The organism is Microbacterium sp. Marseille-Q6965, assembly GCF_946151065.1.
In the GTDB taxonomy this organism is placed as follows: domain Bacteria; phylum Actinomycetota; class Actinomycetes; order Actinomycetales; family Microbacteriaceae; genus Microbacterium.
Genome location: NZ_CAMGZA010000001.1, coordinates 1,241,106 through 1,253,917, shown reverse-complemented (window position 1 = coordinate 1,253,917; position 12,812 = coordinate 1,241,106). Strand labels below are relative to the sequence as shown.

Sequence of the window (12,812 nt, the reverse complement as noted above, 5' to 3'; positions counted from 1 at the left end):
GCCCGCGCGAAAGCGCCGGCCGGGGTGGCCGACGCGGCGGATCCCGCCGCTGTGCGCGGGCCGAGAGGGGCGCGGGCACGCCATCACTAGACTGGATGCCGTCTTCCGCGGTCGCTCGGCCGCGATCCACCTCCCGTGTCTGTCGAGGATCCCGCGCATGTCCGAAACCCCCGCCGAGAACGCCGCCGCGAGCGAAGAAGAGGACATCTTCGAGCAGAAGGCGGTGCGCCTGGCGAAGCGTGAGCGCCTGATCGGCGAGCGCGACTCGGCCGCCGGCGGCGCCTACCCCGTCTCGGTGCCGGTGACGACGACGATCGCGGCGCTGCGCGAGCAGTACGCCGACCTCGAGGCCGGAGCGGAGACCGGCGAGACCGCCGCGGTCGCCGGGCGCGTGGTGTTCAGCCGCAACACCGGCAAGCTCTGCTTCGCGTCGCTGCAGGCGGGAGACGGCTCGCGCATCCAGGCGATGGTGTCGCTGGCGAAGGTGGGCGAGGAGTCGCTCGCGCGCTGGAAGGAGCTCGTCGACCTCGGCGACCACGTGTTCGTCTCGGGCGAGGTGATCTCGAGCCGCCGCGGCGAGCTGTCGATCATGGTGGACGAGTGGCAGATGGCCGCGAAGGCCGTGATGCCGCTGCCCAACATGTACCGCGACCTGAACGAGGAGACGCGCGTCCGCCAGCGCTACCTCGACCTGATCGTGCGGGAGCAGGCCCGGACCACGGTGGTGGCGCGCGCGAAGGCCAACGCCAGCCTGCGCGAGACCTTCGCGCGGCACGGCTTCCTCGAGGTCGAGACGCCCATGCTGCAGGTGCAGCCGGGCGGCGCCACGGCTCGCCCGTTCATCACGCACTCGAACGCGTTCGACACCGAGCTGTACATGCGCATCGCGCCGGAGCTGTACCTCAAGCGCGCCGTGGTCGGCGGCATCGACCGCGTGTTCGAGATCAACCGCAACTTCCGCAACGAGGGCGCCGACTCGACCCACAGCCCCGAGTTCGCGATGCTCGAGGCCTACCAGGCCTACAGCGACTACAACGGCATCGCCGACCTCACGCAGGAGCTGATTCAGAACGCGGCGGTGGCGGTGGCGGGATCGACGACCGTGACGTGGGCCGACGGCACGGAGTTCGACCTGGGTGGCGAGTGGGATCGTGTGTCGATGTACCCGTCGCTGTCGGAGGCGGCCGGCGTCGAGATCACGCCCGAGACGTCGATGGACGAGCTGCTCGCGCTCGCCGAGAAGGCGGGCGTGGAGGCGCCGGATCACGCGACGCACGGCAAGCTCGTGGAGGAGCTGTGGGAGCACTTCGTGAAGACGCACCTGGAGCGCCCCACCTTCGTGATGGACTTCCCCGTCGACACGAGCCCGCTCGTGCGTGAGCACCGCTCGATCGCCGGCGTCGTGGAGAAGTGGGACCTGTACGTGCGCGGCTTCGAGCTGGCCACGGGCTACTCGGAGCTGGTCGACCCCGTCATCCAGCGAGAGCGCTTTGTGGAGCAGGCCGCGCTGGCCGACCGCGGCGACGACGAGGCGATGCGCATCGACGAGGACTTCCTGCGCGCCCTCGAGCACGGGATGCCGCCGACCGGTGGGATGGGCATGGGCATCGACCGCCTGCTCATGGCGATCACGGGCCTGGGCATCCGCGAGACGATCCTCTTCCCGCTCGTCAAGTAACGGGGCCACCCGCGCCTCAGGTGCGGGCATCAGGCGTCCCGCCGCGGCGGCCGTTCGAACGCCCAGGCCGGCAGGTAGGCGTTCGCGAGCATCGTCGCGATGAGTCCGGCGAGCCCGTGCGTGGGTTCGATCTCGAGCGCGCGAGAGACGTACCAGCCCGCGTGCGTGGAATTTCCGAGCGCCCAGCTGAGCCACGCGGCGCTTGCGAGCGGACCGACACGCTGCCGGGCGGGCACGCTCGCGGCGGCGACGCGGGTCAGCTCCAGCGCGCGGCGCAACCGCGAGGGATCGGGTCGGGGGCCGTCGCCGGCCAGTCGCACGGGCTCGTTCGGCGCGCCGGCGTCGCCCTGCGCGAACCGCAGCTGCCACGCCAGCGTGCGGCGGCCGGTGTCGAGGTCGGCACTCCACTGCGTGAGCGCGACGTCGCGCAGCAGCGGCACGCCCAGCGAGAGCGCCAGGACCGCGGTCTCGGCGGGGTGCAGATCGCACGGATCCCACGACAGCGCATCCTCGAAGACGCCGGGGAGGTCGTGGATCGCCGCGTCGTCGACCCCCGGCGTCGGGCCGCGGGAGCGGGCTCCGTCGTGCGCGGCGGCGTGGCCGCCCATCGGTTCCGGGCCGAGCCCGTCGCCCTGCAGCTCGGCCATCGCCGCGGCCACCCGTCGCCGCGCGGCCTTGCCGACGCGGGGCAGCTTCAGCCCCGCATGCTGGTCGCGCGATACCGGCCCGAGCCCGCCCTCGACGTCGGGCGGCGGTTCGATCTCGGCGAGCGGGCGGCACGCGGGCCCCTCGCCGTACGATCCCCAGCCGTCGGCGGCCACCAGGTGCGCGCCGTGCACGGCGAGACCGCCGTCGGAGGCGCGGGCGCGCACGCGCGCGACGAGCGTGTGCCGCGCGGGATCTCGCGTTCCCGCGCGGTGGAACGGCTGGTCGGTGTAGACGACGATCGCCAGGCCGTCGGCATCCCGCACGCGGCAGACCGTGCCGATCGCCGTGGCGGCGAAGCGCGCCTCGTCCTCGTCGGGTGACGGCAGGTCAAGGCGCAGCACACCCAGGCTGCGACCGCCGCGGAAGGGCACGAGCACGAGGCTCTCGCGGGGGGTAAATCCCGCGAGGTGGGGGACGAGCGAGAGGAAGCGAGCGGGCGAGGGGGCGCGAAGGATCGTGGTCATGCGGACGATCCTCGACGAGCCCCTACGCGGCGTCCCGCGGTCCACAGCATCGACCCGCCCGCCCTCGGCCGATGCGCGCCTGTGGACGCGGCGAGCCGCACCGGCGGGGCGCCTGCGGCACGACGACGCTCTCGATTGCACGGGAACCGCGCCCGCCGCCCGCTCCCAGCATCCGGCGGGGCCGCGCGGCTAGGATCGACGCGTGGACAGCTACTGGGCGGCCGTGGTGTGGTCGCTGCTGCCGACGATCGCGATCGCGGTGGTGTTCTGGTACGTGCTGCGCAGCATTCTGCGCTTCGACCGCACGGAGCGCCGCGCCTACGCGAAGATCGAGGCCGAGGAGCGCGCCAAGCGGGGGCTCGCGCCGCGCGCCGACGGCGGGTCCGCGGGCGCGTCGGGCGCCGCGGTGTCGCCCGGCTCCGACTGATCTCCGCGCCCCCGGTACGCTGAGGCCGGGAGGGCGCGTGGATTTTCTGAACTGGCTGTGGGGTGCGCTGGGCGCATCCTGGTGGGCGATCACGGTCTGGGCGGTCGACATGGCCATCCGGATCATCGCGGTGCTCATCGTGCCGGCCAACCGCAAGCCCACCTCCGCGATGGCCTGGCTGCTGGCGATCTTCCTGCTGCCGATCCCCGGCCTGCTGCTGTTCCTGCTGATCGGCAGCCCCCGTCTGCCGCGGGACAAGCGGCGCCGCCAGGCGCAGACGAACGAGTACCTGCGCGAGGTCAACGACATGCTCGAGGGCGGCAGCCTGCGCCCCGATCAGCCGGACTGGTTCACGGCCCTCGTGCGCATGAACCGAGAGCTCGGCGCCCTGCCGATCTCGGGTGACAACGGCGTGCGCATCATCTCCGACTATCAGCAGAGCCTCGACGCGATGGCCGCCGAGATCCGCCGCGCTCGCTCCTACGTGCACGTCGAGTTCTACATCTTCAAGTCGGACGCGGCCACCGACGGGTTCTTTCGCGCGCTCGAGGACGCCTGCGCGCGGGGCGTGACGGTGCGCGTGCTGCTGGACCACTGGGCCAACCTCGTCAAGCCGTTCCACCGGCGCACCATCCGCCGGCTCGACGCGATGGGCGCCGACTGGCGCTTCGCCCTGCCGATCCAGCCGCTCAAGGGCAAGTGGCAGCGCCCCGATTTGCGCAACCACCGCAAGATCCTCGTCGTCGACGGGCAGGTGGCCTACCTCGGCTCGCAGAACGTCACCGATCGCAGCTACAACCTGCGCGCCAACATCCGGCGCGGGCTGCAGTGGGTGGACGTCATGGTGCGGCTGGACGGGCCGGTGGTCTCGAGCGTCGATGCGGTCTTCCTGTCCGACTGGTTCAGCGAGACCGACACGGTGCCCGACGGCGTGGACCTGCGCGAGATGCCCTCCGGATCGGGCGACCTCGACTGCCAGGTGGTGCCGTCCGGTCCCGGCTTCGAGGTGGAGAACAACCTGCGCCTGTTCCTCTCGCTCATCTACGCGGCGCGCGAGAAGATCATCATGATCAGCCCGTACTTCGTGCCGGACGAGGCGCTGCTGCTCGCCGTCTCCGCCGCGTGCGACCGCGGCGTGCGCGTGGAGCTGTTCGTCTCGGAGGTGGGGGACCAGACGGTCGTCTACCACGCGCAGCGCAGCTACTACGAGGCGCTGCTGCGGGCCGGCGTGCGGATCTGGATGTACCGCAAGCCGTACATCCTGCACACCAAGGGGCTTACGGTCGACGACGAGGTCGCCGTGATCGGTTCGAGCAACATGGACATGCGCTCGTTCGGCCTGAACCTGGAGATCTCGCTGCTCGTGCGCGGCGAGGAGTTCGTGCGCCAGATGCGCGAGGTGGAGGACACCTACCGCAGCCTGAGCCGAGAGCTCACCCTCGAGGAGTGGCGCACCCAGCCGCTGCGCTCGCGCGTGCTCGACAACCTCGCGCGCCTCACCTCGGCGCTGCAGTAGGCCGCGGGCGCGTCAGAGCGCGCCGATCGGGTGGCCCCTCGGGAGGGCCGCGAGCAGCCCGCCGGGATGCACCGTGCAGTCCATGCGCGTGGCCTCGCCGAACTCGTCGCCGTCGAGTTCGATCGGCTGCGGATCGGGCGTGGCCGTCTCGATCACCGTGGCGCTCAGGTAGCGCACCGAGGTGTCGTGGCGCCGTTCCACGATCCGCCTGCCCGCTCGGAAGCGCCGCAGCACCGAGTTGTCCCACCACACCTTGCGCCACACGCCCAGCCAGCCGAACGGTCCCGTGGGCTGGATGATGGCGACGTCGAGGGTGCCGTCGATGATCGACGCGTCGGGGATCAGGGCGATCCCGGCGGGCAGCGCACCGCAGTTGGCGACGAGGATGCTCTGCACCCGCGCCGAGTGGATACGCGTCAGGGTGCGCGTGGCGGTCTTCGATCCGGGACGCGGATCGGTCTGGTAGACGATCCGGAACGGGCGGGCGCCGATGAGCGAGCGCGCGGCACCGTCGACGTACGCCACCCAGCCGACGGCCTTTTTCAGGTCGGCCTTCGTGTTCGCGATCATCGCCGCGTCCAGGCCCATGCCGGCCATGACGACGAACGCATGCTCCTCGGTGCTGCCGTCGGCACGCAGCAGTCGCGCGATGCCGATGTCGACGGGCACGGTGTCGCCCTCGAACGCCGCGCGCACCATCTCCTGCGGGTCGCCCAGCGGCAGCAGCAGGTTGCGGGCCAGCAGGTTGCCCGTGCCGCTCGGCACGATCGCGAGCGGCACGCCGGAGCCGTCCATCACCTCGGCGACGGCGCGCACGGTGCCGTCGCCGCCCGCGACGAGCACGGCGGCCGCGCCCTGCTCGAGCGCCTCGCGGGTGATGCCCTGCCCCGGGTCCTCCACGCTCGTCTCGAGCAGGATCGGTTCGCCCCAGCCGGAGCGCGCGGACTGCGCCTCCACGAGGGCGCGCAGCTTGGCACCGTTCACCTTCGAGGGGTTGTAGACGAGGGCGGCGCGCCGGGCCGAGCCCCGGAGCTTCGCGTCGGTCTCGGCCATGCCGCCAGCCTATTGCGGGCGCCCGCCGATGCCGCGGTGCGCGTGAGGCCCGGACGATCTAGCGGTTCCACTCCTCGGCAAGGAGGGCGTAGGTGAAACCGTCCATCCACTCGCCCGAGCGGTGCAGGCTGTCCTTGATCGTGTGGGCCTCGCGGCGCATGCCGAGCCGCTCCATCAGGCGCCACGACGGCTCGTTCGCCGCGAAGCAGTTCGCCTGCACCCGTCGCAACCCGAGCGGCCCGAAGCAGAGGTCGATCGCGGCGCGCACGGCCTCGGTGGCGTAGCCGCGGCCCTGAAAGGCGGGGTCGAGGCTCCAGCCCACCTCGGCCTGCACGCCGCGGGCGGCCGCGGCCACCTCGGCCTGTGCCCAGCCGTCCTCGATGCGAATCATGAGTTCCCCGATCACCGTGTCGTCGCCACCGTCGCCGGGCAGGGCAACGGTGACGAGCGAGGAGGCCCTGCGCCGCATGCGGGCGCGATGGCCCTCGAAGGTGTCGGGGGCGCCCCCGATCCACATGCCGACGTCAGGCAGGCGGCGGAACTCCCACATCGCATCGATGTCGGCAGCCGTCGTGCGGCGCAGCAGCAGGCGCTCGGTGCGGACGGGCCAGTCCACGGCCCGCAGGGGATCGTCGGTGAGGCTGCTCTCGGTGACGGGATGCGGCATGCGGCCACGCTATCGCGGCGGTCGGACGGCCGCCCCGTGGCGGCGGGCTGTCCTCGCGGCCGTGGCGTATCGGTGTCGGGCGTGGACCACCGGCGGTGGCAGGTACGGCCGCCGGCGTCAATGCCCTCCCGTCATCCGCCGCGCCACGGCACAGTGAGAAGGGAGAAGGAGGTACGGCATGACGAGCAACGACGACCGCCGCGACGCGGTGAACGACCATGTCAGCGAGGACCCGGAACTGCCGCTCGGGGAGGACCCGATCATCGGTGAGAACCCTGATCTGCCGGCAGGGGAGGACCCGGTCGGCGGGGAGCATCCGCCGGTCGACGACGAGGATGGCGGTACGCCCGCCGACGATCGCGAGCCCGCGGACACCGCCAACGACTCTGACGCCGGCGCCGAGAGCGACTAGGGGCGCACGGACTCGTTTGCCGCCGGAGGGCGGGTCGCCGCTGCAGCGCATGCGGCGCGCCCCTCCCTCCGCCCTAGACTTGACCGCGTGATCGATCCGGCCCTTCTGCGCGACAACCCCGACCTCGTCATCCGCTCGCAGGTGGCGCGCGGGCACTCGCCCGAGACGGTCGAGGCCGCCGTGGAGGCCGAGAAGGCCCGCCGCGCCGCGCTGACCGCCTTCGAGGAGCTGCGCGCCGAGCAGAACGCGTTCGGCAAGACGGTGGCGCAGGCGCCGAAGGAGGACAAGCCCGCCCTCGTCGCGCAGGCGAAGGAGCTCGCGGCCCGGGTCAAGGACGCGCAGCAGGCCGCCAACGACGCCGAGGAGGCGTTCGCCGCCGCGATGGCGCGCATCGAGAACGTCGTCATCGACGGCGTGCCCGAGGGTGGCGAGGATGACTTCGTCACGCTACGCGAGGTCGGCGAGATCCGCAGCTTCGATCCCGCCGAGTTCCCGAACGGCCCGCTCGACCACCTCGCCCTCGGTGAGAGGCTCGGCGCCATCGACATGGAGCGCGGCGCGAAGGTCTCGGGAGCGCGCTTCTACTTCTTGAAGGGTGTCGGCGCGCGGCTCGAGATCGCGCTCATGAACTACGCGCTCAGCGTGGCGCTGGAGCAGGGCTTCACGCCCATGATCACGCCCACCCTGGTGCGGCCCGACATCATGGCCGGCACCGGCTTCCTCGGCGCCCACGCCGACGAGATCTACCACCTCGAGGCCGACGACATGTATCTGGTCGGCACGAGCGAGGTGGCGCTCGCCGGGTACCACAAGGACGAGATCATCGACCTCTCCAACGGCCCCGTGCGCTATGCCGGCTGGTCCACGTGCTACCGCCGTGAGGCCGGTTCGCACGGCAAGGACACCCGCGGCATCATCCGCGTGCACCAGTTCAACAAGCTCGAGATGTTCTCGTACACCACCGCCGATGAAGCCGAGGCCGAGCACGAGCGCCTGCTCGCTCTCGAGGAGCGGATGCTGCAGTCGCTCGGTCTCGCGTACCGCGTGATCGACGTGGCCGCGGGCGACCTGGGGTCGAGCGCGGCGCGCAAGTACGACACCGAGGCGTGGGTGCCGACGCAGGGTGCCTACCGTGAGCTGACGTCGACGTCGAACTGCACGACCTACCAGGCGCGCCGGCTGAACGTGCGTCACCGTGCGGAGGACGGCGGCCGCACGCAGCACGTCGCCACGCTCAACGGCACGCTCGCCACCACGCGCTGGATCGTCGCGCTGCTCGAGACGCACCAGCAGCCGGACGGATCGGTGAAGGTGCCGGCCCCGCTCGTGCCGTACATGGGCGGCCTCGAGGTGCTCGAGCCGGTCTCCTGACCCGCTGCCCATGCCTTCCCGGGCCCCCGCTGGGCCCGGACCGGAGCCTCCGCGCCGGCCCATAGACTGGGCCGCATGAGCTCTGCAACCCGTCGTCTTGTGGCCCTGGACATCGACGGGACGGTCCTCCTCGAGGACGAGACGTTCAGCCCCGGTGTCGTCGACGCGGTTCAGGCCGCCGTCGAGAACGGGCACCTCGTCACCCTCGCGACCGGCCGCAGCTGGGAGGCGACCGCCCACGTGCTGCGCGGTCTCGACATCCGTCCCGAGTACGTCGTGTGTTCCAACGGTGCGGCGATCCTGATCCGCGACGACGCCTCCGACTCCGGGTACATCCGGCACTTCACCGAGCAGTTCGACTGCACCGAGGTGATCGAGCTGCTCGAGACGCACCTGCCCGACGCGAACTACCTCGTCGAGCTGCCCGACGGCACCCGCCTCTACACGCACTACGTGGATGACTGGGGCCTGCACCGCGCCAACGCGCAGCAGGTGGAGCTGTCGGAGATGAAGGGCCTCATGGTCTCGCGCGTCGTGGTGGTCTCGCCCGAGCACACCGAGGCGGACTTCGTCGAGATGGTCGATCGCATGGGCCTCAACCAGGTCTCGTACGCGGTGGGCTGGACGGCGTGGCTCGACATCGCCCCGAAGGGCGTGGACAAGAGCACCGCCCTGGCGCGCGTGTGCGAGCTCACCGGGTTCGCGGCCGGTGACGTCGTCGTGATCGGCGACGGCCGTAACGACATCGGGATGTTCCGTTGGGCGGCCCAGAACGGCGGCCGGGCGTTCGCCATGGGGCAGGCCCCGGAGGAGGTCAGTCACGAGGCCACCGACATCACCGACGACGTCGAGGACGGTGGCGTCGCGACGGTGTTCCAGACCCTCGGGCTCGTCTGAGCCGCGGGCGGACGGCGCAAGGCGTCGCGCCCGCGGTGCGGCACGGGTGCGAACGGCGGCGCGCCGCACAGAGATCCCCCAGATCGCGCCGCCAGAATGGCCGCCGAGGTCTGTCTACTAGACTCGGTGCCCGGCGGAGACGCCTGGAGGGTTGTCCGAGCGGCCGAAGGATCTGGTCTTGAAAACCAGCGGGCAGAGATGTCCCGTGGGTTCGAATCCCACACCCTCCGCCACGAAAGGGAACGGATGAGCGAGTCGTCGAAGCGCCACGTGCGGCGGACCGTGGCGCGCCATGGGCAGCTGCCCAAGTCGAACCCGGTGCGCCAGGCGCTCGCGTTCCTCGCCATCGCCCTCTCCACCGTGCTCGTCGCCGGGCTGGGCGTCATCGGCTACGTCGTCTACGACCTCACCTCCACGTTCGCCTCGGAGAACACCGTCGACCTCGACGGGCAGAGCGAGGCCCCGGCGATCGCCGAGCTCGACAACCGCGGCTTCAACATCCTGCTCGCCGGTCTCGACGTGTGCGACTGGGAGCACCACGAGATCATGGGCAACCGCTGCTCCGATGATCCCGACGACTACGACGAGAACGGCCTCGAGCTCGAGAGCGCCCGCAGCGACGTGCTCATGCTCATGCACATCTCGCCCGAGCCGCGTCGCGTCACCGTCGTCAGCTTCCCGCGCGACCTCGTCACCTACATCCCGGCCTGCGAGGACGAGGAGGGTAACGTCGGTGGCGACGGCCGCGAGATGATCAACGCCGCGTACTCGTACGGCGGGCTCAACTGCACGGTGAAGACGGTGGAGCAGCTCACGGGCCAGACCATCGACCATGCCGCAAGCGTGACGTGGGGCGGGGTGATCGACATCACCAACGCCATCGGCGGGGTGACGGTCTGCGTGGCCGGCGGCATCCACGACCCCGAGTCGGGCGCGGACTTCGCGGCCGGTGAGAACACGATCAGCGGCGACCGGGCGCTGGCCTTCCTTCGCACCCGCCATGGCGTGGACGACGGCAGCGACATCGCCCGCATCAGCAACCAGCAGGTGTTCATGTCGGCGCTGGTGAACAAGATGGTCAGCGACGAGGTGCTCGGCAACTGGGGCACCGTGTACAACCTGGCCCGTGCGGTGGTCGAGAACATCGAGAAGACCTCGGCGCTGGGCGACCCCATCTATCTCGCGCAGATGGCGCTCGCCGTCAGGGACGTGCCCTACGAGGACTTCGTCTTCGTGCAGTACCCGGTCTTCGTCGACCCCGCCGACGCGAACCGTCGCATCGCCGACGAGCAGTCGGCGCAGCAGCTGTTCGACGCGATCAACGCGAACGTCCCGATCCAGCTTTCCGCGGAGGGAACCGGGTCGGTGGCGCAGGACGAGGCGGACGGCGGTTCCGGCGAGCAGGCGCCCGAGGGCGAGACCGCTCCCGACGCGGGCGCGCCTGCGTCGCCCGAGGAGCAGCCCGCGCCGAGTGACCCGGCAACGCCGGCTCCCGAGGAGAGCGCCGGCCCCGTTGAGCTCGGATCCAATACGCCGGGGCAGACGGCCGCTGACCGGCGATGCTCGGCCGGAAATCTCGGCTGACGAGATCGGGTAACATGGACGGGTGCACCCGCCCGCGGGTGCCTGGAGACGTCGCATAGTCAGGCCTAGTGCACCACCCTGCTAAGGTGGAGTCCCCTTTAAGGGGACCGAGGGTTCAAATCCCTCCGTCTCCGCAGCGGCCCCTCCCGATGACCGGGAGGGGCCTTTCGCGTTCCCCGCCGCGGGCGCAACCCCCTCCGGCGCCGCGGCGACGGCGCCTAGCGTGGCGGGGACACGGAGGTGCCAATGGACAGCCTGATCTTTCTCGGTTTCGCGCTCGCCTACGTCGCGCTGGGGGTGTGGGCCGCGATGCGCGTCGCGCGTCGGGGTCGCGTCGTGGCCTCCGATCTCGTGCTGCTCGTGATCGCGGGGCTCGTGTACGACAACGCCGTCATCGCCCTCGGCGTCGTGATCGGCGAGGGCGGCGTGCTCGAGGTCCTCAACGGGGCCCGGTACTGGCTGCACGCCCTGCTGACCCCGTTGCTCGTGATCGTCGCCTGGCATGTGCTGGCGCGGTCGGGCGTCGGCTGGGCGCGCCGGCGGTGGGTGCTCGTCATCGCCCTGGTCGTCACGGCGGCCCTCATCGTGTTCGAGATCGTCACGGGCGCGATGCCGGCGCAACTCGTCGCCGAGCGGGAGCATGGGGCGCTCAGCTACGCGAACGAGCGGGCTCCGGGAGGGCCGCCGGTGATGGTTCTCGTTGTGGCCGCGGCGCTCCTTCTGGCGGGCATCGTCGCGTGGATGCGCCAGCGGTGGCCCTGGCTCTGCATCGGCACGGTGCTGATGCTCGCGGGCAGCTCCGTGCCGATCCCGCTGCCGAGCGGCGCCGCCACCAACGCCTTCGAACTGATCCTGCTCGTCGCGATCGTCGCGACCGTCGCTCGACAGGACCGGATGGAGGCCGAGGGGCGCGAGGGGGCGGAGCCGATCGCGGCGACGCGGTGAGCCGGCGCGGACGCACAGCCATCGCCGTTCGCGGCGGCGACCGCCGGGGACGTGCCGCCGCGTATGCCATTGTGGGAGTGACATGGACTCCCACGCTCCCCCCAGGCGCATGTGGCGCTCGCTGAGTGTTCGTCGCCGGCGCCGCCTCGCGCGCACGATCGTCATCGCTGTGGTCGCCGTCGTCCTCGGGTCCGGGGCGGCCGGGATCACGAACGGCCTGCTCGGCGCCGAGGGAGACACGTCCGGAGCGGTCGCCGAGACGGCGCCGGCCGACCTCCATGCCCTTGATCCGACACTCATCGCGTGGCCGGCGAAGGGCTCGGCCGCCGTGGCCGTCGGCGACGGCGAGGTGCACAGCATCGCCGACCATGCCGTGCCCATGGCGAGCATCACGAAGCTCGTCACCGCCCTGATGGTGCTCGAGGAGCGCCCGCTCGCGGCGGGCGAGCAGGGGGACGAGTACCACTTCGTCTCGCGGTGGAACGCGTCATACGAGGAGTACCTCGCCCGGGGCGAGTCGGCGCTGCCCGTGCCGGCGGGCGGCACGCTGACGCAGTTCCAGCTGCTGCAGGGCATGCTCATCGGTTCCGCGTGCAACTACGCCGACATCCTCGTGATCGAGATCTGGGGCGACGACGCCGCCTTCGCCGCCGCCGCCGACGCCTACCTGGACCGCCACGGCCTGGACGAGATCACGATCGTGGAGCCCACGGGCATCGACCCGCGCAACACCGCCACGGCGGCCGCGCTCATCGAACTCGGGCGGCTCGCTATGGCGCACCCCGTGATCGCCGAGATCGTCGCAACGCCCACCGTCGACCTGCCCGGTGCCGGTCTGGTCGAGAACACGAACGAGCTGCTCGCCGATCCGGGCGTCGTCGGGATCAAGACGGGCACGCTCGAGACGAGCAGCCTGCTCTCGGCGAAGGATGTCGCCACGGCGGAGGGCACGGTGCGCGTCTACGTCGCCGCGATCGAGCAGCCCGACGACGAGGCGCGCTTCACCGCATCGCGCGCGCTCTACCGGTCGGTCGAGGCGCAGCTCGCCGCGATCGACTGACGCCCCTGCCGCGGGCGTGACCCGACACGG

General features: G+C 71.4%; 12 protein-coding genes and 2 tRNA genes. 11 read left to right on the top strand and 3 right to left on the bottom strand.

The annotated features are described in order from the left end of the window. Window positions 1-157 precede the first annotated feature (157 nt). Window positions 158-1,678: a lysine--tRNA ligase gene (gene lysS / locus N8N77_RS05955; protein ID WP_261165395.1), complete on the top strand. Its 1,521-nt coding sequence runs from the start codon at window positions 158-160 to the stop codon at window positions 1,676-1,678. A 29-nt stretch (window positions 1,679-1,707) separates the two neighbouring features. Here the strand turns inward: lysS and N8N77_RS05950 are convergent, their stop codons facing one another. Beyond that, window positions 1,708-2,850, bottom strand: a complete 1,143-nt coding sequence (locus N8N77_RS05950; protein ID WP_261165393.1) for a DUF4192 domain-containing protein — start codon at window positions 2,848-2,850, stop codon at window positions 1,708-1,710. A gap of 202 nt (window positions 2,851-3,052) precedes the next feature. On the opposite strand from N8N77_RS05950, the gene N8N77_RS05945 reads away from it, so the two are divergent. Together N8N77_RS05945 and cls are read left to right on the top strand one after the other, a co-directional pair. After that, window positions 3,053-3,277 carry a hypothetical protein gene (locus N8N77_RS05945; protein ID WP_261165392.1) on the top strand — a complete coding sequence of 75 codons (225 nt, stop codon included), beginning with the start codon at window positions 3,053-3,055 and terminating at the stop codon, window positions 3,275-3,277. Window positions 3,278-3,386: 109 nt separating this feature from the next. Next, window positions 3,387-4,793 carry a cardiolipin synthase gene (gene cls / locus N8N77_RS05940; protein WP_396652804.1) on the top strand — a complete coding sequence of 469 codons (1,407 nt, stop codon included), beginning with the start codon at window positions 3,387-3,389 and terminating at the stop codon, window positions 4,791-4,793. 12 nt (window positions 4,794-4,805) lie between these two features. On the opposite strand, the gene N8N77_RS05935 is transcribed toward cls, so the two are convergent. Both N8N77_RS05935 and N8N77_RS05930 read right to left on the bottom strand, forming a co-directional pair. Continuing rightward, window positions 4,806-5,846, bottom strand: a complete 1,041-nt coding sequence (locus N8N77_RS05935) for a diacylglycerol kinase family protein (protein WP_261165391.1) — start codon at window positions 5,844-5,846, stop codon at window positions 4,806-4,808. A gap of 58 nt (window positions 5,847-5,904) precedes the next feature. Beyond that, the gene (locus N8N77_RS05930; protein WP_261165390.1) at window positions 5,905-6,513 is read right to left on the bottom strand and encodes a GNAT family N-acetyltransferase; all 609 of its coding nucleotides are present in this window, start codon (window positions 6,511-6,513) and stop codon (window positions 5,905-5,907) included. 178 nt (window positions 6,514-6,691) lie between these two features. Here N8N77_RS05930 and N8N77_RS05925 point away from each other — a divergent pair, with 178 nt between their 5' ends. From N8N77_RS05925 to N8N77_RS05890, 8 genes are all read left to right on the top strand, one after another. Then, the gene (locus tag N8N77_RS05925) at window positions 6,692-6,925 is read left to right on the top strand and encodes a hypothetical protein (RefSeq protein WP_261165389.1); all 234 of its coding nucleotides are present in this window, start codon (window positions 6,692-6,694) and stop codon (window positions 6,923-6,925) included. Window positions 6,926-7,012: 87 nt separating this feature from the next. Then, on the top strand, window positions 7,013-8,296 hold the full coding sequence (gene serS, locus N8N77_RS05920; protein ID WP_261165388.1) for a serine--tRNA ligase: 1,284 nt from the start codon (window positions 7,013-7,015) through the stop codon (window positions 8,294-8,296). Window positions 8,297-8,371: 75 nt separating this feature from the next. Next, a complete protein-coding gene (locus N8N77_RS05915) occupies window positions 8,372-9,193 on the top strand; it encodes an HAD family hydrolase (protein ID WP_261165387.1) in 822 nt (273 codons plus the stop codon). Window positions 9,194-9,338: 145 nt separating this feature from the next. After that, window positions 9,339-9,426 (top strand) — tRNA-Ser (locus N8N77_RS05910). A 13-nt stretch (window positions 9,427-9,439) separates the two neighbouring features. Continuing rightward, window positions 9,440-10,777 carry an LCP family protein gene (locus N8N77_RS05905; protein WP_261165384.1) on the top strand — a complete coding sequence of 446 codons (1,338 nt, stop codon included), beginning with the start codon at window positions 9,440-9,442 and terminating at the stop codon, window positions 10,775-10,777. Between the two features lie 44 nt (window positions 10,778-10,821). Then, a tRNA-Ser gene (locus N8N77_RS05900) sits at window positions 10,822-10,911 on the top strand. Between the two features lie 112 nt (window positions 10,912-11,023). Next, entirely contained in the window at window positions 11,024-11,722 is a 699-nt protein-coding gene (locus N8N77_RS05895; protein WP_261165382.1) for a hypothetical protein, read from the top strand. A 109-nt stretch (window positions 11,723-11,831) separates the two neighbouring features. Then, entirely contained in the window at window positions 11,832-12,782 is a 951-nt protein-coding gene (locus N8N77_RS05890) for a hypothetical protein (protein ID WP_261165380.1), read from the top strand. Window positions 12,783-12,812: the final 30 nt, after the last annotated feature.